We start from the raw sequence: 26899 nt of genomic DNA on the forward strand, positions 1-26899 counted from the left end.
GCTGTCCTTACTCGTCGTGCAATGCTGCGTATATGGTTTCGGCCAGTGATTTGCTGATGCCCTGCACCTTGGCCATCTCATCAACCCCGGCCTTGCGGAGTTCCTGAATGCCGCCAAAATACCGGATCAGGTCGCGACGCTTCTTCGGTCCCACGCCTTCAATGCCTTCCAGTGTAGACTGCCGGCGTTTTTTGTCCCGCCGGGCCCGGTGCCCGGTAATCGCAAACCGGTGGGATTCATCCCGGATGTGCTGGATCAGGTGCAGCGCCGGTGAATCGGCCGGCACCCGGAACACATCGCCAGTCATGGCGTCAATCAGCTGCTCCATGCCTGCACGACGGGTCACTCCCTTGGCGACACCAATCAGCGGGATATCGGAAATCTCAAGCTCATCAAACACTTCCCGGGCAATGTTCAACTGCCCTTTACCACCATCGATGAAGACCAGATCCGGGCGCTTGCCCTCCCCGGCCACCATCCGTTTGTACCGGCGGGTAAGCACCTGTCGCATGGCGGCGTAATCGTCGCCGGCGGTGACACCCTCGATATTGTACAGGCGGTAATCGCTCTTCAGGGGGCCATTCTCATCGAAAACCACACAGGATGCGACGGTATTTTCCCCGTGGCTGTGGCTGATGTCGAAACACTCCATTCTTTGCGGTGTTTCTGCCAGCTCCAGAAGATCCCTCAATGCCAGCAAGCGCCGGTACACGGTCTCCTTGCTCGCCAGGTGCGTGAGCAGGGTCTGGCGGGCGTTCGTCATCGCCAGCTCCAGCCACCGGCGGCGTTCACCCCGCACATTGCCGCGAATCCGGGTTTCCCGGTTTGCGGACTCGCTGAGGGCCTGGGCCAGCAATTCCTGGCCTTCCACCTCAACCGGCACCAGGATGTCCCGAGGAATCTCCCGGCGGGTGTTGCCCCCGAAATAGTACTGGCCAAGAAAGGCGCTGAGCAGTTCGCCTTCGGTCTGTTCGATGGAGTAACGGGGGAAGTAGTCTTTGGTCCCCAACACCCGGCCACCCCGAACGATGATCACAACAATACAGACAACCCCGGCATCCTGGGCAATGGCAATGACATCCGCGTCGCCGCCCTCGCCTTCGATTGATTGCTGCTCCTGCACGTGGCGCAGGTGGTTGATCTGGTCCCGGTAGGCTGCCGCTTTTTCAAACTCCAGATTCTTTGATGCCGCCTCCATGGCGTTCATCAGATCGTGGAGAATCGCAGGGTTCTTGCCCTCCAGAAACATTGTGGCGTGACGGATGTCCTGCCGATACTCCTCGGGCGTGATGTGTTCAACACAAGGTGCCGTGCAACGGTTGATCTGGTATTGCAGACAAGGCCTTGTGCGATTCCTGAAAAAGCTTTCACTACAGTTCCTTATGCGGAAAATCTTTTGTAAAACATTAAGACTTTCCTTGACTGCTCCCGAGCTTGGAAACGGCCCGAACCAGGTGCCGCCACCCTTTTTTGTGCGCCCACGTCGGAACGTCAGCGAGGGGTAATCGCTGTGGGAAGACAAATAGATATAGGGATAGGACTTATCATCCCGAAGCAGGATGTTGTAGGGCGGCCGTAACGATTTGATCAGGTTCTGTTCGAGCAGCAGTGCTTCGGTTTCACTGCCGGTGATGGTCACTTCAATGGAGGCAATCTTGCCAACGAGGGCTTCGGTCTTGGGCGCCAGGCCGGTCTTGCGGAAGTAGCTGCCAACCCGCTTTTTGAGGTTGCGGGCCTTGCCCACGTAAAGAACCGAGCCACCCTCGTCGTACATTCGGTAGACGCCGGGCCGCTCGGTCAACTGTTTCAGGAAGCTCTTGCTGTCAAACTCCCCGATGTGGGTGCTCTCAGGGTCAGACCTTGTCGGCATCAAGCAACCCGAGCCGTACTGCCATCAGGGCTAATTCAACATCACTGGAGATTTCCAGTTTCTCGAAGATCCGGTAGCGGTAGCTGTTCACCGTCTTGGGGCTCAGGCACAGCTTGTCGGAGATATCCTGCACCTTCTGGCAATCCACCACCATCATGGCAATCTGCATTTCCCGTTCGGACAGCCGGTCGAACAGAGACAGCTCGCCGTCTTCATCCCGATCACCGCCGCCCAGTTGCTTCAGGGCCATCTTCTGGGCGATTTCCGGGCTGATGTACCGCTGGCCGGTGTGGGCCATACGGATGGCGCGAACCATCTCTTTGATATCGGCGCCTTTGGTGATGTAGGCGGTGGCACCGCTTTGCATGACGCGGGTTGGGTAGGGGTCGTCCGCGCAGGCGGTTACCACAATCACACGAATGGAATCATCAATGCGGAGGATACGACGGGTTGCCTCGAGGCCCCCGATACCCGGCATGCGGATATCCATGAGCACAATATCCGGACGCTGTTGGCGAACAAAATCGATAGCGTCCTCGCCGGATGACGCCTGCCCGATGACTTCAATGTCCGGGTTGTCAGCCAGCATCCGGGTAATGCCGGACCTCACCAGCTCATGGTCATCTACAACCAGTACCCTGATCAAAATTCACCTCGCACACGGCTTTCGGGAAAACAGCGCGATTGTAACGTTTAGTTCCGGCCCCGGGTAGGTGCAAACATAAATACCGTGACAGACCTGACGCCTAACCCGGCACACCCAGACCGGCGGTATTCTCAACCGGGTCGAACCAGACCACCAGATCGCCCCGCCGCACCGCAGACATCACCCTGCTCTGCTCGCCCATGGGATTTTCAGTATCGTTCAGGCCGTGGTACCGGGTGCAATATTCCTCCACCAGGCCCTGGAGCTGGTCTTCGGTCAGCAACTCGGTATCAACAATGAACTTTTCCTGCCGGGGATCTTGCTCTGGCTGGTTTTCGGGGCTGTCAGTCATACTACCTCCTGTGACGCCACCATGTTACGAGGTATGGCGGAAAGGTAGAAGCCCGGATTTGGTTTCCGGGCAAGCACTCGTTGTTCAGGCAGGTTCTTCGGTGGTGCGGAAACGAGCGATCAGTTGGCGCATGGATACGGACTCCTGCCTCAGCGCCTCGCTGATGGTCCGGGTTTGCTCGACGCTCTCGATCAGGAAATCAGCGCTTTCGTCCAGCGCTGTCGATCGACGGCCGACCCGCCCGATCTCATCCCTTTGCATGGCAACGGCGGAGCTGATCTCGGCACTGTGATTCTCGAGGTCCACAAACTGGCCCTGCAATGACTGGAGGTGCCCCTTGAGTGCGGCCAGATGCTCACGGTTGCTGCTACCGGCATCGCGCATCTCTTCCAGAAGATCATCAACACTGCTGACCCCGGATACCAGGTCCTGCACCCACTGCGAGATATTCCGGGTAGAGTCAGAGGTGCGACGGGAAAGAGTCCGAACCTCATCGGCCACCACCGCAAAACCGCGACCGTGCTCGCCCGCGCGAGCGGCCTCGATGGCGGCGTTCAGGGCCAGCAGGTTGGTCTGCTCGGCGATGTCGGCAATTACCCCGATAACCTGCTCAATCTTGCCCGTGGATTCGTTCAGGGCGTGGATGGAGCCAGAAACGCGGGAAATCACATCCACCGTGTGTTCCGCAGCCTCTTCGCTTGTGGTCAATCGACTTTGCACTTCTTCGTTGGCTGCTACTGCGGATTTCACGGTGTTAGCCGATTCGTCTGTGGCCCGCTCTATAGCTGAGGCCTGATCGGCAATGGCGGCCATTGACTGGCTCACGTCATTGATCTGCTTCCGGGTTTGCTCGGAGGCCGCCTGGAGCGACTCGGCGCCGTTGTCCAGGGCGCCCGAGCGCTCGTCCAGACCGCCGGCGGCCGTGCGGATGTCTGCAATAAAATGCTCGAACCGGGAGACCAATCCACCCAGCGCACTGGCCACACCAGCCACCTCGTCCCGCCCCTTCAGGACGGGCACACGCGTAAGATCGGCGTTCTTCTCCATGGCGACCAGGTCGTTCTGCATACCCTGCAAGCGCAAAATCACCGACTGCCTCAGCCACCAGGTCATGATAACGACGATAAGCAGGAAGGACACGGAGCCCGCAATCAGGAAGCTCTGCTGACCGGCCAGAAACGACAGCAGTTCGTCTGCGCCCTCGGACACCGAGGCTCGGCTCTGAAACTGGCGCTCGGCGATGGCTGCGAGCATCGGTTCCATGGCCGGGAACAGATCGAAATCCACCACCTGACCAACACGGTAATAGCTTTTCTCGGCAATGCCTTCTCCCATCCGGGCGATAAGCGCCAGTACCCGCTCGAAATCCTCACGGTGTGCTTCTGCCCACTGGCGCAGGCCCGGCTCTGCCTCAAGTGTCTGCCAATTTTGCGGCAATGTGCTTTCCAATCGACTGAATTCGGTCTCGATTTCATCCCACAGTAAAAGCTGGGCCTTGATCTTGTAGGCAAGGTCCTGAAGGTGGCGATGATCCTGTTCCATGTCCGCCAGCAGCCAGGCTTCGTTGAGGTTGGTCTGTATCAGGGTTTTGGAGGCGCCTTCGGCTTTCAGGATGATGCTCCATGACAGCGCGGCAAGCCCGGCGAGGGCGAAGACTGATAGAAAGGCGAAAAACAGGATCCGGGTTCTTACTGTGCCGAACATGACAACTCCAACAGCGGGCTATGCCGCGGATGGTACGCCGATTTTGTGACACTTTTATTGCACTTTGGGCGTCAGCTTTTTATCTCCACCCACCAACAATGGCGTTAACCACTTCAAATAAATCCCCTTATTCACTATGATCGCCGCTTTCAGACCGTTTGGATGCTAATGAACCAGTCCGTCTTTCGACTCACCTTACCCATTCTGTTCGGCTACTTACCGCTGGGCATGGCCTTTGGCGTGCTGTTTGCCACCCAGCTCGACTATGCCTGGTGGGCAGCACCTCTGATGGGCCTGGTGATTTATGCCGGCGCCGGCCAGATACTGGCTGTGAGTCTTCTGGCGGTTAACGCCGGCCTGCTGGAAGTATTCATCGCGATGTTTGTTCTGAATGCCCGCCATCTGTTCTACGGGCTTTCATTGCTGGGCCAGTTCAAGGAGGCGGGCTGGCGCAAGCTTTACCTGATTTTCGGTTTGACGGATGAAACCTATTCCCTGCTCACCAGCCGCCCACGGGGATCCGACCGGGCTCATGAGCAGGAGGTGGATTTCCGTATTACAGGGTTCAATCAGTGCTACTGGGTTGCTGGGTGCGCAATCGGGGCCTTGCTTGGCGACAATGTCGCCTTTGACAGCACCGGCATCGAATTTGCACTGGTGGCTCTGTTCATTGTTCTGACACTGGAGCAATACAAGGCCCTGGGCGAAGGCTTCCCCATCTGGCTTGGGGCCGCCGCAGCGGGTGTTGCCATGCTGCTACTGCCGCCGGCACACCAGTTGATCGGGGCCATAGCGCTGGTAACTGCCGTGCTCTTACTGGAATACCGTAAGACTCGCAGGCAAACGCTGCACAGGGAGAGTAACCATGGGTGAATCCGGCTATCTGGCAGCCTTCATAGCGGTCGCGGCACTCGCCACCTTCGCCACACGGGTGATTCCCTTCCTGTTTTTCGAGCGGCATACGGAACACCCGCTGGTTCGCCATCTGGGGCGATATTTACCTGCGGCGGTGATGGCCCTGCTGGCAACGGTGTTCCTGCAACGTTCGGCGGACTGGTCAGGTGCATGGATGGGCTTTGATGCCCTGCTGCCCGGCGCCCTGGTGGTCATCATTCACCTGTGGCGCCGCAACGCCCTGCTCTCCATTGCTGCGGGCACCATCAGCTATATGGCCATTCAGCAAGCCGGGCTCTGACCCGGCCGGGTTTACACCCTGTTTTCGAGATTGGCGACCAGCCGGGAATCCTGCAATGCGGCGGTCCGGTGCTTGACCACGCCTTTGTATTCCGGGCTCTCGATCATGGCCATGAAGGCGTCGATTGACGGGTAGCGGACCAGCAGTACCTGATCCCAGGATTCATCCGGGGGTGCAATCAGTGATCCAACGCTGCGGCCCGACCAGATGACTTCTGCGCCCACCGATCTTACGCAGGCAGCGGCCTCTTCCATGTAGAGCGTGTAGGCTTCCCGACCGGTCCGCTCCGGTGCCTCTTCCTTGTAGTTGGCCCGGTCGCGGAAGCGCAGCAGATTCAACATGACGACAGGCTGGTCTTTCGGGGTATCCGCCAGGACTTTCTGCAGCTGTTCGGGAGTGGGATTAACGGCGTCCATCCTTATCCTCTTCTTCTCATGTTTCCGGGGCCTACTATAGCCCAGGCCGGAGGCGTGCGCGCAAGCGATTTCATTACCTTTCATTCAGTTTGCTCTTTTTGCCTTCTTTCTTCGTAAGGCTACATTGAAGGAGACGCAAAACTCATAAATGAGAGGACGATATGGCTACCCTCACGATTAACGGCGAGCGCTATGAGCTCGACGTTCCCGATAACATGCCCCTGCTCTGGGTGATCCGCGATGTTGTCGGCCTCAAAGGAACCAAGTTTGGATGCGGCATGTCCCAGTGCGGCGCCTGCACGGTACACCTCAACGGAACAGCAATCCGCTCCTGCGTGACCCCGGTCTCTGCCGCCACCGGCGAGATCACCACCATTGAAGCCATGGCTGACGACCCGGTTGGCAGCAAGGTTCAGCAGGCCTGGCTCGACCTCGGTGTCGCCCAGTGTGGTTACTGCCAGGGTGGCCAGATCATGAACGCGACCGCTTTGCTGAAACAGACACCGAATCCCGAAACTGCAGAGATTGTTGACGCCATGGCGGGCAACCTTTGTCGCTGTGGCACCTACAACCGAATCCTTGCTGCAATCGAACGGGCTTCTGGCAAGGAGGGTGAAGCATGAGCGCCGATGACAACTTGATGATTGCCAACGTGAGCCGTCGACGGTTCCTGATGGGCCTGGCCGGCGGCTCTGCCCTGGTGCTAGCAGCCCGTTGGGATGTGGCCCTGGGTGGCAACGAAAAGGCTCAATTTGGTGCCGGAGCCATGCCCGGCGGCTGGGTCGACGACCCCAACGTATTTATTCATATCGATGCGGATGGCCTTGTTACCATCGTGAACAACCGGTCTGAAATGGGTCAGGGTATCCGGACCAGTCTGGTGATGGTCGGTGCCGACGAGCTTGGTGCTGACTGGGACCAGGTGAGAGTCGAACAGGCCGAAGGCGATCACAGTAAATACGGCAACCAGAACACCGACGGTTCGCGCAGTATGCGCCATTGGTACCAGCCGATGCGCCGCGCCGCAGCAGCCGCCAGGCAGATGCTGGAGCAAGCCGCCGCCAATGAGTGGGGCGTTTCGACCAGTGACGTTCAGGCCGGTGTACATAAAGTCGTTCACAGATCCTCCGGCAAAGAGCTCGGCTTTGGGGAGCTTGCCGGGAAAGCCAGGGAACTCGAGGTTCCCGGGCGCAATGCTTTGGTACTCAAGCGCGATGAAGAGCTTCGATTCGTCGGCAAGGAAACCGGTCTGATCAACGGCGAGCTGAAATCGGCTTACCCGAAAGCGATCGACGGCGAAGATATCGTTACCGGTAAAGCGGTGTATGGGGCAGATGTGCCGTTTGAGAACCTGCTCTATGCCGTGATTGCACGCCCACCCGTTTATGGCGCAACCGTCGCTAGTTTCGATGATACCGAGGCCCTTAAGATGCCGGGCGTAGAGAAGGTAATGAAGGTTGAGGGTACTGGCCAGCCCGCTGGCTTTAGCCCTCTCGGTGGGATTGCCGTGGTGGCCTCCAATACCTGGGCCGCCCTGGAAGGACGCAAAGCACTGAAGATCGACTGGGATCTGGAGGCTGCCGGAGACAACGCCAGTTATACCTCGTCCGCCTATCGAGAATCTCTGGAAAAGGCAGCGCAGCAGCCCGGCACGGTGGTCCGCCAGCATGGCGATCTGGATAAAGCTCTGGAAAATGCCACCAAGCGTGTCTCCGCCACCTACTACATGCCTCACATGGCTCAGGCACCCATGGAACCTCCGGTTGCAACGGTACAAATCAAGGACGGCAAGGCCGAAGTCTGGGCGCCAGTCCAGAATCCGCAGGCAACCCGCGATACGGTCGCCGGCCGACTCGGCCTTGATGCAGAGAATGTAACCGTTCACGTTACCCTGCTTGGGGGCGGCTTCGGGCGGAAATCCAAGCCGGATTTCGCCATTGAAGCGGCCAGTATTGCCGAGGCTTTCAAAGGCCGGCCCGTGAGGCTGCAGTGGTCGCGGGAAGACGATATCCACCACGCCTACTTCCATGCCGTGTCTGTCGATTATCTGGAGGCCGGGCTGGACGGCAATGGCCAGGCCACAGGTTGGCTACACCGGACCCTGTCACCGAGTATCGGCTCGCTATTCGCGCCCGACCCGAAGCACAAGGGTGAGTTTGAACTGGGCATGGGCTTTAACACCATGCCATTCTCGGTGCCGGCCCTGAGGCTGGAAAACCCGCCTGCACCCGCCCATGTGCGCATTGGCTGGTTCCGCTCGGTCTACAACCTGCCCCATGCCTGGGCGATCCAGAGCTTTGCCCATGAAATGGCTGTGGCAGCCGGCAAGGACCATCGGGATTTCGTTCTCGACCTGCTTGGCCCAGACCGGGAGATTCACAACCTGACCGTGGGTGACGGCTGGAACTATGGGGAAGATCCGGATCTCTACCCCATCGATATCGGCCGCATGCGCAACGTGATTGAGCGGGCGACCAATGAAGCCGGCTGGGGCAAATCCCCGGGTAAGAATCGCGGGCTGGGCCTGGCCTTTCACCACAGCTTTGTTTCCTACACCGCGATCGTGTTTGACGTAGAAGTCGATGACCAGGGCAAGCTCACCATTCACCGGGCAGACATCGCCTTCGATTGCGGCCCTCAGGCCAACCCGGAGCGGATTCGTTCCCAGTTGGAAGGCGCCATCGTGATGGGCATCGGCATCGCGCTGCAAAGCGAGGTGACCTTTGAAGACGGCGTGGCGCAGCAGGGTAACTTCGACAAATACCTGATACCGCGCATGCCGGACGCCCCTAAAACCCTGAGGGTCCATCTGGTCGACAATCCGGGTGAGGCCATGGGGGGCGTAGGTGAACCTGGCCTGCCCCCGGTAGCGCCGGCGCTCTGCAACGCGATCTATGCAGCAACCGGTAAACGCATCAGGCGGTTGCCGGTTGGTGACCAGCTGAAAGGGTAAAACCGATCAGGGCCCTCTGGGGCCCTGATTTTTTATTGGCTAATTTCTTTCCGGCCCATACCTTCGTGGTATTCCCATAGCATCCTAGCTTTCTCCCCGCTTATAATCCGGCTGGATCTCTTAACTTCCCTCGACCCAACGGCCACCCTTGATGACCCTGATCGACCTGTTCCTGCAAACCATGGAAACCACACTGCCCGTGTTTGCCATGGTGTTTATCGGCCTGGGGCTTCGGAAGATTGGCTGGATCGACAATGCGTTTGTGAATACCGCCTCCGCGCTGGTGTTTAAAGCCACGCTACCAACCCTGGTGTTTCTGAGCATCATTCGGGCCGACCTGGATACCGCGTTCAACCCCGGCCTGTTGGTGTTTTACCTGGCCGCGACACTGGCCAGCTTTGCCATCACGTGGCTCTGGGCCCGGTGGCGCGTGGTTCGGGAAGATCGAGGGGTTTACGTACAAGGGGCCTTTCGGGGCAACTGTGGCATCGTCGGCCTGGCACTGGCCGCCAATCTTTACGGCGACTTTGGCCTTTCGGCAGGGGGCATCCTGCTTGGCCTGGTGATTATTTCCTACAACATTCTCTCGGTGATCGTGCTGGTGGCCTACCAGCCGGGTCAGACAACGGACTGGACAAAGATCTTCCACGACATCGTCCGCAATCCCCTCATCCTGGCGGTCTTTGTGGCCATCCCCTTTGCCGCCCTGGATATCACGCTGCCACGCTGGGTCATGACCAGCGGCGACTATTTCGCCTCGCTCACCCTGCCCCTGGCGCTGCTGTGCATTGGCGCCACGGTTTCCCTGAGCGCCATCCGCAGCGACAGCAAGACGGCGCTGGGGTCCAGCCTGTTCAAGATGGTGATATTGCCAGCGCTCTGCACAGCCGCAGCGTGGCTGGCTGGTTTTCGGGGTTCCGAGCTGGGCCTTATGTTCCTGTTCTTCGCCAGCCCGACGGCGGCCGCCAGTTTCGTGATGGTTAAGGCATTGGGCGGTAATGACCGGTTGGCGGCCAATATCATTGCGCTGACCACCCTGCTGGCGAGTATTACCGTAACTCTGGGGGTGTTTGTGCTTCGCAGCGCCGATTTGATCTAGGCCTCGCCGCGCCCGACAGACTCGACGACAGCAAACCCCGCCTGGCATCCCCCAAGGTATCCGCCGCCGAACAGGTTGTAGTGGTTCAGATAGTGGTAGAGGTTATAGACCTCCCGCTTGGTGCCATACACCGCTGTTCGTGGGTAGTGCGCGTCGTAGGCCCGGTAGAACGCTTCCCCAAAGCCGCCAAACATTTGGGTCATGGCAATATCGGCCTCGCGGTCACCGCAGTAAACAGCCGGATCAATCAGCCAGGGGCCGTCTGCGCCATAGAGTACATTGCCATTCCAGAGGTCGCCGTGGAGCAGGCTCGGGTGCTCACAGTGCACGTTCAGCCAATCAATCAACGTGCCTCCGTACTCATCCAGAACCGACTGGAAACGGCTCCTCTGGCCCGTTTCACGGATACGGGAGACCTGGTAGCCAAGGCGTTCCCGAACAAAGAATTCACCCCAGCTGTCACACCAGCGATTGGGTTGCGGCGACAGGCCAATGTAGTTGTCCCGTCCCCAGCCGTAGGCCTTCTGACGTAAAGCGTGCATTCTCGCGAGCCCTTCACCCAGGACCTCGCGAGCCCGATCCGAGGCACCTGACGACTGTATGGCGGTGATTTCGAGTTCATTTTCATCCACCCGGTGAACGCGCGGGACGCCAATGCCCGTCACCCCGGCCTCATCGAGTGCGCTGGCGAGGCGTTCCAACCCCTCCGCTTCACAGATCAGGGCATCAGCATAATCAGTGGCATTGTGTTTCAGGTGGGTATTGGCCATCGACTTTCGCGCTCCTTGAAGTTGTGATGCCCGAACCGGTAGATTGAAATGAAGACTGACACGACACAACGAGCGGGGGCAAACCATGGATACCAAACGCTGGCAACTTCTGATATCCGGCCGGGTACAGGGCGTTTATTACCGCGCTTCCACGGAACAGAAGGCCTCTTCCCTTGGCCTTACGGGTTTCGCCCGCAATCTGCCCGATGGTCGGGTCGAGATTATCGCTGAAGGGCCCGAAGACCGGCTGGAGCAACTGAAAACCTGGTGCGCGGAAGGGCCGCCGGATGCCAGGGTGGACGCGGTCGAGATTGCCCAGGAGTCCCCCACCGGCGAATTCAGCAATTTCAGCGTGCGTTAATCGATTCGCCTGAGCCAGAAGGTCATTGGCTTGGCAGTTTCTTCCGGTTGGTCCACATCTTTCCAGGTGTAGGTGGTGGCCAGCTCCGGTACTTTGCGGTATCCGCGGTGGTGCCAGAATTGGTCCAGGGGCTGGTAATCCGAAGGCCTCAGCGGATGATTCGACGGCCGTTCTACCGCGCAGAAACAGCAGTGTGTGAAACGACCCTGCTCCCGGGCATGACCTTCCCGGTGGTCAAAAAAGGCCACCCCGATGCCCTGCCCCCGGTAGTCCGGCAACAGCACCGACTCACCGAAATAAAAGATCTTTTCCGGCTCATAACCCTGCTCTATAAACGGGCCTTTGAACTCTTCTGTTTCGTGGTCCATCCGGATACCCGTTGCGGCACCAATAACCGACTCCCCATCCATTGCCAGAACGAACAGGCTCTCTGGCGAGCGGGCGTAGGTATCCAGATACTTGCGTTCATAGCCCAAATCGCCGTCGTACAGGTAGGGAAAGCTGCGAAATACTTCGATTCGCAGACGTGCGAGATCATCAAGGTATGGGTTAATCTGATCACCGCTGAGCCGAATTATCGATACCGCCATCTATTACCCCCTTTCAAAAGGTCGAGCATGCAACAGGACAAGCCGTTTTCCCAAGCCTGCGAGAACAATAAAGCGCCGATTCTGGAAAAACTGAGGGCACTTTTCAAACAGCCAGGCACCATCCTGGAGATTGGCACAGGCACCGGCCAGCACGCGGTGCACTTTGCCAGCCACTTGCCGTACCTGGTGTGGCAACCCACTGATCATCCCAGTAATGCCCAGCTCTCTCGGGCATGGATCGATGACTCGGAGCTCACCAATATCAACGCGCCCCTGGCCCTGGACGTGCTCGGTGGAAGCTGGGCCGATCTGCCCGCAATCGACGGCGTTTTTTCTGCCAATACCGCCCATATCATGGGCTGGCAGGAGGTTCAGGCAATGTTTCGCGGTGTATCGGAGGTGTTGCCGCAAGGGGGAATCTTCTGTCTGTATGGGCCGTTCAGCTATGGCGGCCGGCACACCAGTGAGAGCAACGCGCGGTTTGATCTGTCGCTAAGAACGCAGGCGCCGCATATGGGGATACGGGATATGGAGGATCTGAAGGCGCTGGCTGAGGACACCGGCTTTGTCCTCGAGGAGGATTTTGGGATGCCGGCTAATAATCGGTTGTTGGTTTGGAGGAAGTAGCAGGTCGATTCCAAGACCGCTCAACTACCGATATGGTCGCTCCATGAAAAGCATAATAAAACATGACGCCTCGACTCCGCCTCGCTTGAGGGTGCTCCGTCGGAATGGCCTGGCAAGACGATATCTGTTCAGCGCACTGTTAATTGCCCTCGTGCCACTTATCGTCCTGGCTTTCATGTATGACACCCAGTATGTAAAAGCACTTGAAAAAGTGACAGAAAGTCGGACGAATGCCCGACTTGCAGGCGCAGAGAACCTCTTGAGGACTTTTCTCCAGGAGCGAATCTATGAGCTAGAGGCTCTTGCCGACATACCTGAGGTTTTCGAGTGGTTAACCACTGCCAGCCCCAGTGAGGAGCCAAGTGCGGAGGTAATGACACAGCTTCGCCAGGCTCTCGATAGTCCTCATCTGTACGGGGTAGTCGTAAAACCCTCCAGATTTGAGGTTCCTTTGTGGTACCTGACACAAACGTTGCTGGATCAAGTGGCATTAGATCAGCTACCTCTCACTCCGTTTGCCAACGGAGAAATCATCGGCCCCGCCCTGCCAACTGAGAGTCGGCCCGGCTGGTTTATTCTCAGACTCAGTCCGACCGGTCTTAATCCAACCCCGGAGGCCTGGGTAGGCCTGGTTGTCCGTCTTGCAAGCCTCACCGATCAGGTAAAGGACCTCAGCCTCACTGGCTTGCAGAGCCCTCTTGTCGTAACCCCCCAAGACGTGCCGATAACTGCCGTTGGTAACATACCCGAAGACTCCTCCTCTTCCGCAAAAGACATCGATTCAAACGATTTTATCGAAGGCTGGCACATACGCCTTCAATGGTTGGGCGACCCGTTGTTAGGACCCCTGGAATCCGCAAGATTCGGGTTAATCTTTCTGGCTTCTGGAGCAGCTCTAGCCGTTATCCTGTTGTCCCGTCACCTCTCCAGAAGATTGGAAAAGCAGGTTACGCCGCTGATTGAGGGAGCTGACAGGGTCGCTGGAGGAGATTTCGATACTCCGCTACACACGGAGGGTACGGCGGAAATTGGTTATCTGGCTTTCGCTCTCGAGCGTATGCGGCTTCGTCTTCGTCGACTGGTGAAAAGCATGGTTGACGTTGAGCGACGTGCCATCTTGGGGCAATTCTCCGCCGGTGTCGCGCACGAGATCAGAAACCCTCTCGCTACCATCAAAACTACCATTCAGGCCCTGTCACGGAAGGAGTCGGATCCCAAACGCCAAAAATTAATGGAGTCAGTTGACCATGAAATCGACCGAGTAAATGACGTTGTTCAACTGCTCCTGGATTACGCTCGGCCCAGAGAAGCCAAGGCGAACAAGGTCAATATTATCGACGTTGTTGAAACAGTTAAAATTCTTGCCGATGCCGTAGCGCATCGTCATGGGATCGAGTTGGTGCAAGTCGAGCACGAGCCTGTTTACGCGTGGGCCGATTCGGCACAGGTCCGCCAGATAGTGATGAATCTGGTGATGAACGCAATTCAGGCCATGGAAGGTATTGGGGGCCGAGTTACCATAAGAACCAAACAGCAGGGCTTGGCAGTTTATGTTTCTGTCAGCGATAACGGCCCTGGTGTAAGCGCGGACCACCTGAGCCACCTGACAGAGCCGTTTTTCACAACGAAAACCAACGGCACTGGCCTAGGCCTGGCCATTTGCAGACAGCTCGCGCAGGCCAATCAAGGAAACCTTCGTTTCCAGAGCGTTTCCGGCGAAGGTCTGAAAGTCACTCTGAAACTGCCGCTTTATCTGAACAACGAGAACCAGGAAACAGTTTAATGCGAAAGCCAACCGTCCTCATCATCGATGACGAGAAAAATCTTGTCAGTAGTCTGATGTTTTCACTCGAAGAAGAAGAAATGACGGTTTTCGCCGCCTATGACGGAAAAAGCGGTCTCGCCGAGATTGAAAAACAAACACCAGACGTGGTCTTGCTCGATCTTAAATTGCCTGACCAATCCGGTTTTGAGGTTCTCGACCAGGTTCAGGCACTTCCTGCCCCGCCCGTCACGATCATGATTTCGGCCCATGGCGATACTCGCGCTGCGGTCGAGGCGGTCAAAAAAGGCGCACAGGATTACATCACTAAACCGTTTGACCTGGACGAACTGATTCTTTTAATTCAGCGCAATCACAAACATCGCCAACTTACAGAGGAAGTGGCATATCGGAGAGAGCGGGAATCTGAAGTTCATGGCCTTGTTGGCCACTCCTTAGCCATGCAAAAGCTGCTCGATCAAGTCGAGCGAATCGGTAAGAGCTCTGCGCGCACCATACTTCTCCAGGGACCATCGGGCAGCGGGAAAACCCTCATTGCGAAAGCTTTACACGCCACAAAAGACAAAGCCGCGCCGTTCGTATCCGTAAATTGCGCTTCGCTGCCTGAAAACCTGCTGGAAGCTGAACTGTTTGGCGCAGAAAAAGGAGCCTATACCGGTGCCGACAAGCGCCGGACAGGCTTGGTTGAGTTAGCCAACGGTGGCACTCTTTTCCTGGATGAAATTGGTGAGCTGCCGCTAACCCTGCAGGCAAAATTATTAACCTTCCTGGAGACTCACCGTTTTCGCGCAGTGGGCGGTCAAAAAGAGATTGACGCGGATCTTCGTGTCATAGCGGCCAGTAACCGAGATCTGCAGACTGAAGCCCAAGCGGGAACATTTCGTGAGGACCTATTCTACCGCCTGAACGTTATGCCACTGACGATCCCGTCTCTGGCTGAGCGCAAGGAGGATATCCCCGTTTTGACATCGAACTTCGTCACGGAGCTGGCAGCGCAAGAGGGCTGCAAGCCGATCAGGCTTACACCCGAAACCCTCACCAGACTCTGTAATTACGATTGGCCGGGAAATATCCGGGAACTCCGCAACACCATTGAGAGACTCACCATATTGCATGCTGGTGAGAGCATTAGCGTTGATCGGCTGCCGCCCGAAATCATCGGCTCATCTGATCAAATGCCTCTCCCAGTGACCGAAAAGGATTCGGCCAGCAACGAAAGCCATGGATCCTTGACCAGTGAAATCGCAAAACGAGAGGCCCAGTGCATTCTGGACGCATTGGCGCAATCCAACGGCCGCAAAGGCGAAGCTGCAAATTCCCTCGGAATATCCAGACATGCCTTGAAAAGAAGGATGCAGAAACTGGGGCTCACCGGAGACGAACTGTGATCCCGATTTCCCGCAACCGATTTATCGGCATCCTGGTTGCAATCTGTCAGTTGGTTCTTGTCACAATTGCAATGCCAGCCAAGGCGCTGGAGTCTCTGGGGGCAAGCGAGGACACAGCGGATATTGTTGTTGGTTGCCTTTACCCCATGTCCGGGCGAGCTGGGGTCCTGGGTCGGGACTCAGTGGTAGGTATACGGCTTGCGCTTCAATACATTGAACAGCAGGAGCTGCCGGCACTACCTCGTCTCAGGGTTTTGCTCGGGGATACCAAGTCCAAACGATCAACCGCCGTTACGATTGCCAAACGTTTCATTGAAGAAGAGCGGGCGACATTCCTGTGTGGCGTTGTTAATTCGTCAGTTGCGATTCAGGTGACCGAAATTGCCGCTTCCGCAGATGCGTTTTTTGTTGGTACAGACCACGCTTCGTCCAGACTCACCGATGAATTTTTCCACGATCGATATTTCCGCGTCACGAACGACACCCGCCAATCAATGACAGCCGGAGCGCTGTTTATCAGGGACTACTTTGCTGACCACTTGCAGAAAAAACCGCTTCGAATTTCCTACCTCGGTCCCGACTACGAGTACGGTTATCAGGTGTGGGCCGATTTTCGAGAGGCTTTGAATAAACTGGGCGTAGATTACGAGATTGCTGGTGCGCTCTGGCCCCGGTTAAGCGAGCCAGACTACAGTCACTACATCAATGAGCTGATCCGACAAAAACCGGATTTGGTCGTGAATAGCTTGTGGGGAGGTGATTTCGTCGCTTTTGTCACCCAGGCGACTGACACCAGGCTGTTCGATGTTTCCCGCTTCGCCAACTTTGAAAAAGGTGGCGATTACGAAATCTTTGCTCACTTGGGCAATCGCATGCCGCTGGGATTGTTACTTGCATCCCGGCATCACAACAACTGGCCGGAAACAGATTTTAACCGGTGGTTTGTTCAGGAATTTCAGAGGCAGGCCGGCTACTACCCCTCCTCCGGAGCACAGGGTGCATTCACCGGCATACTCGCAATCGCCGAAGCAGCCCGCCAGGCAGGCGGTGACTACAAAAACCTTGAAAGCATCGAGAAAGCTTTTGAACAATTGAGCCTGACTACTCCAGAGGATCCGCCAGGTTTCCAATCCTCGATGGATCCGGTTACCCATCAAATCCGCCAAGTAATGGCGATCGGTGAGACGGTGGAGGACCCTCGCTTTCCTCCCGCAAAGGTAATGCTGGGAAATTGGCGAATCTATTACCCGTCTGATTACGAGGAAGTTCACTCGGCAACACAATGAGCGGAATCCGCTCATTTTCGCTCACCCACCGTGAGCGAATTCCGCTCATCGACTTCAGAAAATCTGACGCCGCTTTCTATTTCCAATGAAAAACAGACAGTTAAGAAGATAGAATTTCTGGCATGGGGCGTGCACTCAGTTACAGGCCGGCTTGAAAACGTCGGGCAGGACACCGGAAAAAACAACACTGGTTGTCCAACCAAACGACACAAGAACAACAGTCTGGAGATCTGATATGAAACGTCCCCTGCTTACCGCAGCGACGGTCGCCTGTGCCATGACGACAGGTGCCATGAGCCTCAACGTTTACGCCAATGAAGAGTACAAACTTGGCCTTGTAACCTTTCTTTCAGGCGCAGCTTCCGGGCCTTTCGGAATTCCCGCAAAGAACGCTGCGGACCTGGTAATCGATGCTATCAACGACGGCACACTTCCCGCCCCTATCGAAGGCAAGGGAATTGACGGTCGGATGATCACGCCTGTCTACGTTGACGAAGCTGGTGGAGCAACAAAACAAACCTCCGAATTTCGAAACCTTGTTGAGCGCGATGGCGTCGATGCGGTTGTAGGCTATATTTCCTCCGGTGACTGTCTGGCCATCCCGGCAGTCGCTGAAGAACTCAAGATGCTCACCGTATTGTTCGACTGCGGCACTCCTCGGGTCTTCGAGGAAGCTGACTACGAGTATGTTTTCCGCACACACTCTACCGCCAGCATGGACAACATCGCGGCGGCCCGCTACGTTCATGAAAACATTCCCGACCTGGAATCTGTAGCAGGCATCAACCAGAACTACTCCTGGGGTCACGACAGCTGGCGCGACTTCACTGAGACTCTGAAGGTACTGCGTGGCGGTGATCTTGAGATCACAACAGAACAGTTCCCCAAATTGTTCGCGGGCCAGTACGGTGCCGAAATTTCTGCTCTACAGGTAAACTCCGCAGACGTAATTCACACCTCTTTCTGGGGCGGTGACACAGACGCGTTCGTACTCCAGGCAGCCGCTCGTGGTCTGCTGGCGGACAACCAGGTTATCTTCACTGCGGGCGAAACAGCGCTCAACAGTCTTGGCGAGCACCTCCCGGACGGCGCCATCATAGGTGCCCGTGGCCCCTTCGGTCCGTTTGCCCCAGAGAGCGAACTGAATACCTGGTTCCAGACCGAGTTCACCGAGCGTTTCGGCACGCCGCCCACCTTCCCTGCCTACCACATGGCTCATGCGTTGATTGGCCTCAAGCTGGCCCAGGATAAAGCTGGAGTCGGTGCCTCGACTGAAGAGGTGATCACTGCCTTTGAAGGTCTTGAATTTGACGGCCCGGGCGGCCGGGTTGAGATGAGCCGTGGCAACGGTCATCAGGCTGCAACAGAGATGGTCTACGGCCGCCTCAAGCGAGTAGACGGTGAAATCACCTTTACCGACATTACCCGCTACCCGGCAGATTGCGTCAACCCGCCGGAAGGCGCAGAGACCGTAGAGTGGATCAAAGCCGGCATGCCAGGTGCCGAGTGCAACTGAATCCACTGATCTAGCAACATGCTCATCGGGACCACCCGGTCCCGATGAGGCTTTCCAACGATCTTTCACTCCTCCCCGACCGGAAGATGGCCCGGACGGCAGGCGAGGTCTGTGCGAAGCATCGGGAGTCTTACAATGAAACAACTTCTTGCAATACTGGTGGATGGTTCAGTCTATGCCTCATGGCTGTTCATCATTTCTGCCGGTCTCACCCTGATTTACGGGGTCATGCGAATACTCAATATGTCTCATGGCAGCTTTTACGCCCTTGGTGCGTACTCGGGCGCCGCCATGGTTGGCTGGTACTTCTCCACCGGCTCCGTTCCCTGGTTCAGCTTCGTCGCGTTGATCGCTGCCGCTCTTGTCGCCGGTATTTCCGTGGGACTTCTTGTAGAACGCGGTCTCCTTCGCTTCATGTACGGCAGGGATGAAGTCGTAATGATTCTGGTCACCTACGGCGTCCTGCTCATCATGGAAGATGCCATCAAGCTTATATGGGGTGTTGAGCCCTACTTTGCTTACCAGCCCTATACCCTTTTGGGTCGAACCAAGTTCGCCGGTTTATCGTTCGCTAATTACGATTTCATGCTTATCGGCGTGAGCATCTTGATCGGTATCGCCCTCTGGTATGGCCTGAACCGCACCCGCAACGGGAAACTCCTTCGAGTCGTAATTCACGATCGTGAGATAGCCAGTGCACTTGGCATTAACGTCGCGCGAATTTTCACAATCACCTTTTTGATCGGCGCTGGTATCGGTTCTCTAGCCGGTGCTCTCACTGCGCCGGGCCTCTCCGTGGTGCCGGGCATGGGCATTGAAGTGATTGTGCTTGCATTCGCAGTGGTAGTGATTGGCGGCCTTGGCAGCATCACTGGCGCCCTTGTAGGTGCTCTGATCGTGGGCATGGCCCGAGCTACAGCTGTACATCTCTACCCTGATGTCGAGTTGTTCGTTATTTACGCGGTCATGGGGCTTGTGCTGGCATTCCGTCCGCAAGGCCTGTTTGCTGTTGCCAACGCGAGGAAAATCTAATGAAAACGAGATCCCTAGCGCTTTTATCTGTGCTCGGGTTGGCCGTCATTGTTGGTGGCCTCCTGCTACCACAGTGGATGTCTTACCTGTTTACCATTGCCATGGGCAAAGGCCTCGTAGTTCTCGGGCTGGTCCTTCTCATGCGAGCCGGCCTGGTCTCCTTTGGCCAAGGTCTGTATTACTGCGTGGGTGCATACGTTGCGGGCATGCTGACCCAATTTGCAGACGTCACTGACATCCTGGTCATAATGCTCGCCTCGGTTGCCGTCAGCGTTGCCATAGCAGCCATCATCGGCCTTCTACTCTGCCGCTACCGTGAAATCTTCTTCGCCATGTTTTCGATGGCGTTCTCGATGATTCTTTATGGCTTGCTGGTGCGGAACCAGTTCCTTGGATCCACCGATGGTTTTAACGTTGCCAATCCGAGCCTGTTGGGCTGGACGCCGGGTGCAGAAGCTTCATCAGATCTGGTGCTAGTTGTAGCGGTAATCCTTGTAATCACTCTTGGAACCGTTGCATGGCGGTACCTGAAATCGCTTTCCGGTTACGCCGGAGAAGCCGTCAGAGAAAACGAAATCCGGTTGGAGTACCTGGGCGGCTCTGTGTTCCGCGTGGTGTATGTGAAGTACATAATCGCGGCGGCTTTGGCGGCTATTGGTGGCACCATTACCGCTTTGGTAAGCGGCCACGTTGATCCGGAGATGGCGTACTGGACCACTTCCGGGGAGTTTGTGTTTATCGCTCTGATGGGAGGTACTGCTCATGTTGCGGCACCGCTGGTTGCAGCTGTTCTGTTTGAGGCCTTGCGCACCTATGCGTTCGCCGTTGCCCCATACACCTGGCAAATGATTCTTGGCTTTGCCCTGTTGGCAATCATTATCTTTATGCCTTCTGGTCTGTGGTCACTGGTCGAACGATTCCAGAACAAGAAAGCGGGGAAAACGTCATGAGCGCTTTGCTGAAAACTGTAAACCTGGAACGAACCTTTGGCGCCGTAACTGCAGCGACCGATATCAATGTCGAACTGAATTCCGGCGAAGTCGTTGGCGTCATAGGTTCCAATGGCGCAGGCAAGACTACCTTCATCAATATGGTAACTGGCTATATTCAGCCCTCCGGTGGCGACATCCTCGTGCGCGGCCAATCCATCATCGGGAAATCCCCCAGGGACGTCTCGCTGGCCGGCGTAGGGCGCTCCTTTCAGGTGCCTCAACTATTCCAGGAATTGACGGTTCTGGAGAACATGCTGATTGCGTTCGGTTTCTCAGTCGATCGCAAATTGAGTTTTCTGAAGCCCCTGAGGTCCAAAGAAAAAGTCGAAAAAGCCCGAGCGGTACTGCGCGAATACGAAATTGAGCAGTATGCGGAGGAGGTTGTCTCCACTCTGCCCCAAGGGGTTCGCAAGCTGTTGGACATTGCCATGGCTATGCTCGCTGAACCCGGGCTGATGCTGTTGGATGAGCCTACCTCAGGCGTTGCCATCGAAGACAAATTCCTGCTGATGGATACCGTAATGGCGGCCGTTCGGAAAAGTGACGCCGCAACAATGTTCGTGGAACACGACATGGAGGTTGTTTTGCGTTACGCCGACCGGGTCCTCGCGTTCTACGACGGCCGGGTTCTTGCGGACGGTCCGACCCAAACCGTTCTGTCTGACCCCAAGGTGCAGGAATTGGTGGTGGGGCATCACCTCGATCTTGGCGAAAACGAGTCCAACACCAGCAAGGAGCCTGATCATGCTAGAACTTAAGAATGTCACGACGGAGATTGCCGGTACCACTATTCTCCGGGACGTTAGCTTTTCCGTCAGCAAGGGCTCCATGGTTGGTCTGATCGGACGCAACGGCGCGGGAAAAACCACCTCTCTCCGATCGATTATGGGTCTTATCAAGCCAAAAGCGGGCCAGATAGTGATCAATGGCGAGGACATGACCAATCAGGGTTCTTTTGAGCGAGCGGGCATGTCCATTGGCTACATGCCAGAGGATCGTCGTCTGGTACCAGATCTTACGGTCGAGGAAAATATCATGGCGCCAGCATGGGCCTGCCAACTCGTTAACGCAGAGGCCAGACTTGCCTGGATCTATGAAATGATGCCAGAGGTGGAGTCCTTCTCCGATCGCCGAGCGCTCCAGTTATCTGGCGGCCAACAAAAGCTCGTTGCCCTGGCCCGAGCAATGATGACTGGAACCAACTTGTTGCTACTGGACGAGCCGTTTGAGGGGGTGGCACCGGCACTCTCAAGACGGCTCGCCAGCGTCTTGAGCACACTCAAAGATGAAGGCCTGACTGTGTTACTTTCAGAATCGGACCAATCCCATTCCGCAGATCTTGTCGACAAAGCCTTTCAGATTGAGCGTGGAAGCGTCGAACCGATTGCGTCGCTGACCTAGGAGGAAGAAATGTCTGCATTTACGTTTAACACAACCAAAAGCGTTATTTGCGAACCCGGCGCGATTAAGCGCCTCGGGGAAATCGTAAAAGAACAAATGGGTAAAAAGGTACTGCTCGTTACGGATCCCGGCCTGATCAAAGCAGGACTGCTCGATAGAGCGACAAGATCCCTCAACGAGGCAGGCGTGGAATACACGCTATTCGATGGCGTGGTTGCCGACCCCCCTGTATCGGTCGTGGAAGCAGCGTTAGCCGACGCGCGAGAAGCAGCGGTGGATGGGGTCATTGGGTTTGGTGGCGGTTCATCCATGGATGTTGCCAAACTGATTGCGCTTCTGATTGGCGGCGGAGAAAGGCTTGACGACGTTTACGGTGTTGGACAGGCCAAAGGCACACGATTGCCCCTGATTCAGATTCCAACGACAGCAGGAACAGGCTCAGAGGTCACCCCGATCTCAATCATTACCGTTGGTGAAACCGAGAAGAAAGGTGTTGTTGCACCTCAACTGCTTCCCGACATTGCTCTTTTGGACGCGGAATTGACCCTCGGGCTTCCTGCTCACGTGACCGCGGCTACCGGAATTGATGCCATGGTTCATGCAATCGAAAGCTATACCTCAGCTTCCGCAAACAACAATCCGGTTTCCAAGGCACTCGCTCGCGAAGCCCTCCGCTTGCTTGGAGCCAATATCGAGTCAGCCGTGAAGGACGGAACCAATGTCAAGGCTCGCTCTGACATGCTGCTGGGTGCCATGCTGGCCGGCCAGGCATTTGCCAATTCGCCCGTAGCGGCAGTGCATGCCCTGGCCTACCCGATCGGCGGAATCTTCCATGTACCCCACGGACTGTCCAACGCACTGGTGCTCCCTCACGTCATGCGCTTTAACACCGAGACCTGCGGCGAAGCCTATGCCGTTCTGGCCACCGATGTCTTCCCGGATCTGGCCGCTACCCCCAGCGATCAGAGGGTGAATCAGTTCATCGACCGCCTTGAGGCTCTCAGTGCTGACCTGGGGCTGGAGCAAACTCTGCGTGAGGTCGGGATTGGGGAGGCAGATCTGGCCACCCTGGCGTCGGATGCCATGAAGCAAACTCGGCTGCTTGTGAACAACCCCAGGGAAGTGTCTGAAACGGATGCCCTGGCAATCTACAAGGCCGCTTTCTGATTCGGCCATAGCATTGATTGAGGTTACTCATGTCTCTTGAATTAACGAATCGCGGACTTCTGCGCGAACAGGCTTACATCAATGGCCAATGGATAATGGCCAAGTCGGGGAAGACTTTTGCCGTGACCAATCCTGCCAACGGTGATCAGTTGGCAACGGTACCTGACATGGATGATACCGATACCCGTGCAGCCATTGAGGCGGCAGAAGCCGCCTGGCCTGCATGGCGTTCCACCCCGGCCAAAGAGCGCGCGGGTATTCTGCGCAAATGGTTTGATCTGCTCATGGCCAACCAAGAGGATCTTGCTCGCCTGATGACCGCTGAACAAGGGAAACCTTTGGCGGAATCCCGAGGCGAGGTCGGTTACGGCGCAAGCTTTATCGAATGGTTCGCCGAGGAAGCCAAACGAGCCTACGGCGATGTCATACCGGGGCATGCAAAAGACAAGCGCATCGTTGTTATCAAACAGCCGGTGGGCGTAGTCGCTGCCATCACACCGTGGAACTTTCCGATTGCAATGATCACTCGCAAAGTCGCGCCGGCACTCGCAGCCGGCTGTCCAGTGGTGGTAAAGCCAGCTGAAGATACTCCTCTTTCGGCCTTGGCAATCACCGCACTTGCTGAAGAAGCGGGCGTTCCACCCGGTCTGATCAATATTGTTACCTGCTCCAAACCGAATGCCGTTGCCGTGGGTGGAGAACTGACTGGTAATCCCATTGTGCGCAAGGTCTCGTTCACCGGATCCACCCCGGTTGGCAAGCTGCTCATGCGACAAGCCAGCGAATCGGTTAAAAAAGTCAGCCTGGAATTGGGCGGCAACGCTCCCTTCATTGTCTTCGACGATGCGGACCTTGATGCGGCCGTAGCCGGGTTGATGGCGTCAAAGTACCGGAATACGGGCCAGACTTGCGTTTGCGCCAACCGGGTTTACGTTCAGGCCGGCGTTTATGACGCTTTCACCGAAAAGCTGAAGGCTGCCGTCAGCAAAATGGTGGTTGGTCCGGGTCTTGAAGGCGAAACCCAGCAGGGTCCGCTGATCAACGACGCTGCGCTAAACAAGGTCAAACGGCACATTGAAGACGCTACATCGAAGGGTGCCAAGGTAGCTTTGGGTGGACAGCCCCATGCCCTGGGCGGCACTTTCTTCCAACCCACGATTCTCACTCATGCGACCCAGGACATGCTTATCGCCCGCGAGGAGACGTTCGGGCCCGTTGCGCCCCTGTTCAGGTTCGAAACCGATGACGAGGCCATCTCCATGGCAAATGATTCCGAGTTCGGTTTGTCAGCCTATTTCTACAGCCGTGACATTCATCGTGTATGGCGCGTAGCGGAAGAACTCGAATCAGGAATGATTGGAGTCAACGAAGGCATCATCTCGACGGAAGTAGCCCCATTTGGAGGAGTGAAGGAGAGTGGCCTCGGGCGGGAAGGTTCCCACTACGGTCTGGACGAGTACATGGAGCTCAAGTACCTGTGTCTTGGCGGTATGAAATAGCGCCTCAATTTCGCGAGGGCGTCCCGCTATCAGGAACACGGGCGCCCCCGGTTCTACTCTTGGAGGACTAAAATGAACCGGCAAGACTTCACGGTTTTCTACCCCGTATACACCCGGTGGATGGACAATGACGTATACGGGCATGTGAACAACGTTACCTATTACTCCTATTTCGACTCAACGATCAATCGATACCTGATTGAGCATGGTGGGCTCGATATTCACTCGTCCAGGATCGTGGGCTATGTCGTAAGCTCATCCTGCCAATTCCGCCGTCCCGTTGCCTATCCAGACTCAATTTCTGTCGGCCTCAGGGTATCGAAGCTTGGAAATAGTTCAGTCACTTATGAGCTGGCTGTTTTCCGCGAATCGGAAGAAGAAGCCGCAGCCCATGGTCAGGTGGTGCATGTTTTCGTGGATCGTGACCAGAATTGCTCAGTACCTATTCCTGAACAAATTCGGGACTGTCTTGAAGAAATCCTGCCCGCCCAGGCTAGTGCGGCAGAAACTTGAATGTCCCTGAGGATAAAAATGAACAGTTCATTCGTCTATGCCCTGCTCATGTTGATCGCAGGTATCGGAATACCCGTGATGGCAACGCTCAACGGAGGACTCGGCGCGAGACTTCAAAGCCCAGCCCTGGCCGCAACGATCCTCTTTTTCGTTGCCCTGGTTTTAGCGATCTCTTATTTGGTCACCACCGAGGGGCTTCCCGACAAACTTTTCCCGGCCAATGTCCCCGTGTACTTCTATTTCGGCGGCTTTTTTGTTCTCTTTTACATCCTGACCATCACCTGGGTAGCACCTCGCTTTGGGATATCCAACGCTATTGCATTCGTTTTGCTGGGACAACTCATCGCGATGAGTCTAATCGACCACTTTGGTTTGATGGGCGTGCAAAAATTCACGATGAGCCTTAAGAGGCTTACTGGGCTGGGAGTAATGACAATTGGCGTTTTCCTGGTACTGAACAAAGTACCGGGCGGGGCCAGGTAGGGAGTTGATGTCTGCTCTTTAGTCCGGCCAATGACGGCTATTAAACAAAAGCGAACATTCGCACCACACTCGATGAACCCTTCTCATAGTCTCAGCGTTCGAAGATCTCTATTTCCGCTGCTTTCTGAGTGCATTGATCATGTTTAACTACTCACGACACATTGGATCCTTGCAGTTAGAAACTCGTGATTACAGTTGCGCCGAGAGACTGAAACTTGTCCATGTTAATGAGGGCCTCTGGAGCTTCTTCCAAAGAAATCCTATTGCCGACAAGGCGGGACGGATCGAGCTTGCCGGAGCTGATCATGTCCAGCATCGCACCATAACGATATGCTTGCATGCCATGGGAACCAAGAACTTCCAGTTCCTTACCAATCACCTTGGCCATCGGGACTTGCGGTGTGGTGTGATCTCCCAGCATCAGGCCAACCTGGATGTGCTTCCCGCGTGGTCGAAGATTTTGAATTGAGTTGAAGCAGGTCATGGGATGGCCGAGGGCATCCAAAGACACATGAGCCCCGCCTTTGGTCAATTCAATGACAGCCTCAGGCACGTCTGCCACAGCTGCGCCGTTCAGGGTTGCAACTGCTCCCAAGTTCTTTGCCAATGCGAGCTTTTTGTCATCTATATCGATTGCGATCACATTTGCGCCAACAGCATTTGCGATCATGATCGCAGATAGACCGACTCCGCCACAGCCATGGACCGCAACCCATTGTCCGGCACTTACCTTACCTTGATCGACAACGGCCCGGAACGAGGTGGCAAACCGACACCCAAGACTGGCTGCTGTCGCAAAGTCCATATTTTCGGGTAAGGCCACAAGATTTAAGTCAGCTTGGTGGATACCGACGTACTCGGCAAAGGAACCCCAATGAGTAAAACCTGGCTGTTCCTGATTGTGGCAAACCTGCTGATGACCAGCATGGCATTCCGAGCATGAACCGCAACCGGAAATAAAAGGGACGGTCACACGATCGCCAGTTTTCCAGTTGGAGACGTTCTTGCCAACCGCAGTGATCACTCCAGCCAGTTCGTGTCCGGGCACATGGGGTAGTTCGATGTCTTTGTCGTGCCCCATCCAGCCGTGCCAATCAGATCGGCATACACCGGTGGCCTCTACTTTAATGACCACGCCATGTGTTTCGGGGGTTGGATCGTTCACCTCAACGAGCTTGGGTAGCTCCTGAAACTTCTCAATCAGAACGGCCTTCATGGGGTGCTTTCCTCTTTTCAGTGAATGCTTCGGATTCTCT

27 protein-coding genes are annotated in these 26899 nt (G+C 56.1%); 19 read left to right on the forward strand and 8 right to left on the reverse strand.

Translation table 11 applies throughout. From position 1 onward, the window contains the following. Positions 1-7: 7 nt before the first annotated feature. The 4 genes from uvrC to GJU83_RS14945 form a co-directional block, all read right to left on the reverse strand. The gene (gene uvrC / locus GJU83_RS14930; protein ID WP_069185057.1) at positions 8-1870 is read right to left on the reverse strand and encodes an excinuclease ABC subunit UvrC; all 1863 of its coding nucleotides are present in this window, start codon (positions 1868-1870) and stop codon (positions 8-10) included. Further along, the gene (gene uvrY / locus GJU83_RS14935) at positions 1854-2516 is read right to left on the reverse strand and encodes a UvrY/SirA/GacA family response regulator transcription factor (protein WP_069185056.1); all 663 of its coding nucleotides are present in this window, start codon (positions 2514-2516) and stop codon (positions 1854-1856) included. The genes uvrC and uvrY overlap by 17 nt, the downstream gene beginning before the upstream one ends. A gap of 100 nt (positions 2517-2616) precedes the next feature. Then, a complete protein-coding gene (locus GJU83_RS14940) occupies positions 2617-2868 on the reverse strand; it encodes a hypothetical protein (RefSeq protein ID WP_069185055.1) in 252 nt (83 codons plus the stop codon). A gap of 84 nt (positions 2869-2952) precedes the next feature. Then, entirely contained in the window at positions 2953-4572 is a 1620-nt protein-coding gene (locus GJU83_RS14945) for a methyl-accepting chemotaxis protein (protein ID WP_069185054.1), read from the reverse strand. 168 nt (positions 4573-4740) lie between these two features. Here GJU83_RS14945 and GJU83_RS14950 point away from each other — a divergent pair, with 168 nt between their 5' ends. Further along, positions 4741-5445, forward strand: coding sequence for an AzlC family ABC transporter permease (locus tag GJU83_RS14950; RefSeq protein ID WP_069185053.1), 705 nt, complete (start codon positions 4741-4743; stop codon positions 5443-5445). Then, on the forward strand, positions 5438-5767 hold the full coding sequence (locus GJU83_RS14955) for a branched-chain amino acid transport AzlD family protein (protein ID WP_069185052.1): 330 nt from the start codon (positions 5438-5440) through the stop codon (positions 5765-5767). The genes GJU83_RS14950 and GJU83_RS14955 overlap by 8 nt, the downstream gene beginning before the upstream one ends. Before the next feature lie 11 nt (positions 5768-5778). On the opposite strand, the gene GJU83_RS14960 is transcribed toward GJU83_RS14955, so the two are convergent. Beyond that, positions 5779-6183, reverse strand: a complete 405-nt coding sequence (locus GJU83_RS14960; protein WP_069185051.1) for a DUF1330 domain-containing protein — start codon at positions 6181-6183, stop codon at positions 5779-5781. A 161-nt stretch (positions 6184-6344) separates the two neighbouring features. Here GJU83_RS14960 and GJU83_RS14965 point away from each other — a divergent pair, with 161 nt between their 5' ends. From GJU83_RS14965 to GJU83_RS14975, 3 genes are all read left to right on the forward strand, one after another. Then, positions 6345-6806, forward strand: coding sequence for a (2Fe-2S)-binding protein (locus GJU83_RS14965; RefSeq protein WP_069185050.1), 462 nt, complete (start codon positions 6345-6347; stop codon positions 6804-6806). Next, complete coding sequence (locus GJU83_RS14970) at positions 6803-9136, forward strand: xanthine dehydrogenase family protein molybdopterin-binding subunit (RefSeq protein ID WP_069185049.1); 2334 nt, start codon at positions 6803-6805, stop codon at positions 9134-9136. The genes GJU83_RS14965 and GJU83_RS14970 overlap by 4 nt, the downstream gene beginning before the upstream one ends. 151 nt (positions 9137-9287) lie before the next feature. Then, entirely contained in the window at positions 9288-10235 is a 948-nt protein-coding gene (locus GJU83_RS14975; protein ID WP_069185048.1) for an AEC family transporter, read from the forward strand. Here the strand turns inward: GJU83_RS14975 and GJU83_RS14980 are convergent. Then, a complete protein-coding gene (locus GJU83_RS14980; protein WP_069185047.1) occupies positions 10232-11005 on the reverse strand; it encodes a fructosamine kinase family protein in 774 nt (257 codons plus the stop codon). The two genes, GJU83_RS14975 and GJU83_RS14980, sit on opposite strands and share 4 nt — an antisense overlap. An 85-nt stretch (positions 11006-11090) precedes the next feature. Between GJU83_RS14980 and GJU83_RS14985 the strand changes: the two genes are divergently transcribed. After that, positions 11091-11366: an acylphosphatase gene (locus tag GJU83_RS14985; protein ID WP_069185046.1), complete on the forward strand. Its 276-nt coding sequence runs from the start codon at positions 11091-11093 to the stop codon at positions 11364-11366. On the opposite strand, the gene GJU83_RS14990 is transcribed toward GJU83_RS14985, so the two are convergent. Continuing rightward, positions 11363-11956 (reverse strand): GNAT family N-acetyltransferase, encoded by a 594-nt coding sequence (locus GJU83_RS14990; protein ID WP_069185045.1) that lies wholly within the window; start codon positions 11954-11956, stop codon positions 11363-11365. The genes GJU83_RS14985 and GJU83_RS14990 overlap by 4 nt on opposite strands. A 27-nt stretch (positions 11957-11983) precedes the next feature. Here GJU83_RS14990 and GJU83_RS14995 point away from each other — a divergent pair, with 27 nt between their 5' ends. The 13 genes from GJU83_RS14995 (at position 11984) to GJU83_RS15055 (ending at position 25643) form a co-directional block, all read left to right on the forward strand. After that, on the forward strand, positions 11984-12583 hold the full coding sequence (locus GJU83_RS14995; RefSeq protein WP_069185044.1) for a DUF938 domain-containing protein: 600 nt from the start codon (positions 11984-11986) through the stop codon (positions 12581-12583). 175 nt (positions 12584-12758) lie between these two features. After that, entirely contained in the window at positions 12759-14366 is a 1608-nt protein-coding gene (locus tag GJU83_RS15000) for a sensor histidine kinase (protein WP_227514612.1), read from the forward strand. Further along, complete coding sequence (locus GJU83_RS15005; RefSeq protein ID WP_069185042.1) at positions 14366-15754, forward strand: sigma-54-dependent transcriptional regulator; 1389 nt, start codon at positions 14366-14368, stop codon at positions 15752-15754. The genes GJU83_RS15000 and GJU83_RS15005 overlap by 1 nt, the downstream gene beginning before the upstream one ends. After that, on the forward strand, positions 15751-17040 hold the full coding sequence (locus GJU83_RS15010) for an ABC transporter substrate-binding protein (RefSeq protein WP_069185041.1): 1290 nt from the start codon (positions 15751-15753) through the stop codon (positions 17038-17040). Before GJU83_RS15005 ends, GJU83_RS15010 begins: the two co-directional genes overlap by 4 nt. Before the next feature lie 235 nt (positions 17041-17275). Continuing rightward, entirely contained in the window at positions 17276-18556 is a 1281-nt protein-coding gene (locus GJU83_RS15015) for an ABC transporter substrate-binding protein (protein WP_069185040.1), read from the forward strand. Between the two features lie 135 nt (positions 18557-18691). Next, a complete protein-coding gene (locus GJU83_RS15020) occupies positions 18692-19588 on the forward strand; it encodes a branched-chain amino acid ABC transporter permease (protein WP_069185039.1) in 897 nt (298 codons plus the stop codon). Continuing rightward, positions 19588-20538, forward strand: a complete 951-nt coding sequence (locus tag GJU83_RS15025; RefSeq protein ID WP_069185038.1) for a branched-chain amino acid ABC transporter permease — start codon at positions 19588-19590, stop codon at positions 20536-20538. Before GJU83_RS15020 ends, GJU83_RS15025 begins: the two co-directional genes overlap by 1 nt. Then, on the forward strand, positions 20535-21338 hold the full coding sequence (locus GJU83_RS15030) for an ABC transporter ATP-binding protein (protein WP_069185037.1): 804 nt from the start codon (positions 20535-20537) through the stop codon (positions 21336-21338). The genes GJU83_RS15025 and GJU83_RS15030 overlap by 4 nt, the downstream gene beginning before the upstream one ends. Beyond that, positions 21325-21981: an ATP-binding cassette domain-containing protein gene (locus GJU83_RS15035; protein ID WP_069185036.1), complete on the forward strand. Its 657-nt coding sequence runs from the start codon at positions 21325-21327 to the stop codon at positions 21979-21981. Before GJU83_RS15030 ends, GJU83_RS15035 begins: the two co-directional genes overlap by 14 nt. A gap of 9 nt (positions 21982-21990) precedes the next feature. Continuing rightward, a complete protein-coding gene (locus GJU83_RS15040; protein WP_069185035.1) occupies positions 21991-23148 on the forward strand; it encodes an iron-containing alcohol dehydrogenase in 1158 nt (385 codons plus the stop codon). Between the two features lie 29 nt (positions 23149-23177). Further along, positions 23178-24647 carry an NAD-dependent succinate-semialdehyde dehydrogenase gene (locus GJU83_RS15045; RefSeq protein WP_069185034.1) on the forward strand — a complete coding sequence of 490 codons (1470 nt, stop codon included), beginning with the start codon at positions 23178-23180 and terminating at the stop codon, positions 24645-24647. Positions 24648-24719: 72 nt separating this feature from the next. Continuing rightward, positions 24720-25160: an acyl-CoA thioesterase gene (locus GJU83_RS15050; RefSeq protein WP_069185033.1), complete on the forward strand. Its 441-nt coding sequence runs from the start codon at positions 24720-24722 to the stop codon at positions 25158-25160. Between the two features lie 18 nt (positions 25161-25178). Then, a complete protein-coding gene (locus GJU83_RS15055; protein WP_069185074.1) occupies positions 25179-25643 on the forward strand; it encodes a DMT family transporter in 465 nt (154 codons plus the stop codon). Positions 25644-25818: 175 nt separating this feature from the next. Here the strand turns inward: GJU83_RS15055 and GJU83_RS15060 are convergent, their stop codons facing one another. Further along, entirely contained in the window at positions 25819-26859 is a 1041-nt protein-coding gene (locus tag GJU83_RS15060) for a zinc-dependent alcohol dehydrogenase family protein (RefSeq protein ID WP_069185032.1), read from the reverse strand. Positions 26860-26899 lie beyond the last annotated feature (40 nt).

This window comes from Marinobacter salsuginis, from assembly GCF_009617755.1.
Taxonomy (GTDB): domain Bacteria; phylum Pseudomonadota; class Gammaproteobacteria; order Pseudomonadales; family Oleiphilaceae; genus Marinobacter; species Marinobacter salsuginis.

Coding starts and splice junctions, on each gene's coding strand:
- GJU83_RS15060 (WP_069185032.1), bottom strand. CDS start 26,859: ATGAAGGCCGTTCTGATTGAGAAGTTTCAGGAGCTACCCAAGCTCGTT.
- GJU83_RS15020 (WP_069185039.1), top strand. CDS start 18,692: ATGAAACAACTTCTTGCAATACTGGTGGATGGTTCAGTCTATGCCTCA.
- GJU83_RS14980 (WP_069185047.1), bottom strand. CDS start 11,005: ATGGCCAATACCCACCTGAAACACAATGCCACTGATTATGCTGATGCC.
- GJU83_RS14995 (WP_069185044.1), top strand. CDS start 11,984: ATGCAACAGGACAAGCCGTTTTCCCAAGCCTGCGAGAACAATAAAGCG.
- GJU83_RS14985 (WP_069185046.1), top strand. CDS start 11,091: ATGGATACCAAACGCTGGCAACTTCTGATATCCGGCCGGGTACAGGGC.
- GJU83_RS14975 (WP_069185048.1), top strand. CDS start 9,288: ATGACCCTGATCGACCTGTTCCTGCAAACCATGGAAACCACACTGCCC.
- GJU83_RS14990 (WP_069185045.1), bottom strand. CDS start 11,956: ATGGCGGTATCGATAATTCGGCTCAGCGGTGATCAGATTAACCCATAC.
- GJU83_RS15050 (WP_069185033.1), top strand. CDS start 24,720: ATGAACCGGCAAGACTTCACGGTTTTCTACCCCGTATACACCCGGTGG.
- GJU83_RS15025 (WP_069185038.1), top strand. CDS start 19,588: ATGAAAACGAGATCCCTAGCGCTTTTATCTGTGCTCGGGTTGGCCGTC.
- GJU83_RS14940 (WP_069185055.1), bottom strand. CDS start 2,868: ATGACTGACAGCCCCGAAAACCAGCCAGAGCAAGATCCCCGGCAGGAA.
- GJU83_RS15030 (WP_069185037.1), top strand. CDS start 20,535: ATGAGCGCTTTGCTGAAAACTGTAAACCTGGAACGAACCTTTGGCGCC.
- GJU83_RS14960 (WP_069185051.1), bottom strand. CDS start 6,183: ATGGACGCCGTTAATCCCACTCCCGAACAGCTGCAGAAAGTCCTGGCG.
- GJU83_RS14970 (WP_069185049.1), top strand. CDS start 6,803: ATGAGCGCCGATGACAACTTGATGATTGCCAACGTGAGCCGTCGACGG.
- GJU83_RS14955 (WP_069185052.1), top strand. CDS start 5,438: ATGGGTGAATCCGGCTATCTGGCAGCCTTCATAGCGGTCGCGGCACTC.
- GJU83_RS15035 (WP_069185036.1), top strand. CDS start 21,325: ATGCTAGAACTTAAGAATGTCACGACGGAGATTGCCGGTACCACTATT.
- uvrC (WP_069185057.1), bottom strand. CDS start 1,870: ATGCCGACAAGGTCTGACCCTGAGAGCACCCACATCGGGGAGTTTGAC.
- GJU83_RS15045 (WP_069185034.1), top strand. CDS start 23,178: ATGTCTCTTGAATTAACGAATCGCGGACTTCTGCGCGAACAGGCTTAC.
- GJU83_RS14945 (WP_069185054.1), bottom strand. CDS start 4,572: ATGTTCGGCACAGTAAGAACCCGGATCCTGTTTTTCGCCTTTCTATCA.
- GJU83_RS15040 (WP_069185035.1), top strand. CDS start 21,991: ATGTCTGCATTTACGTTTAACACAACCAAAAGCGTTATTTGCGAACCC.
- GJU83_RS14965 (WP_069185050.1), top strand. CDS start 6,345: ATGGCTACCCTCACGATTAACGGCGAGCGCTATGAGCTCGACGTTCCC.
- GJU83_RS15000 (WP_227514612.1), top strand. CDS start 12,759: ATGTATGACACCCAGTATGTAAAAGCACTTGAAAAAGTGACAGAAAGT.
- GJU83_RS14950 (WP_069185053.1), top strand. CDS start 4,741: ATGAACCAGTCCGTCTTTCGACTCACCTTACCCATTCTGTTCGGCTAC.
- GJU83_RS15015 (WP_069185040.1), top strand. CDS start 17,276: ATGAAACGTCCCCTGCTTACCGCAGCGACGGTCGCCTGTGCCATGACG.
- GJU83_RS15005 (WP_069185042.1), top strand. CDS start 14,366: ATGCGAAAGCCAACCGTCCTCATCATCGATGACGAGAAAAATCTTGTC.
- GJU83_RS15055 (WP_069185074.1), top strand. CDS start 25,179: ATGAACAGTTCATTCGTCTATGCCCTGCTCATGTTGATCGCAGGTATC.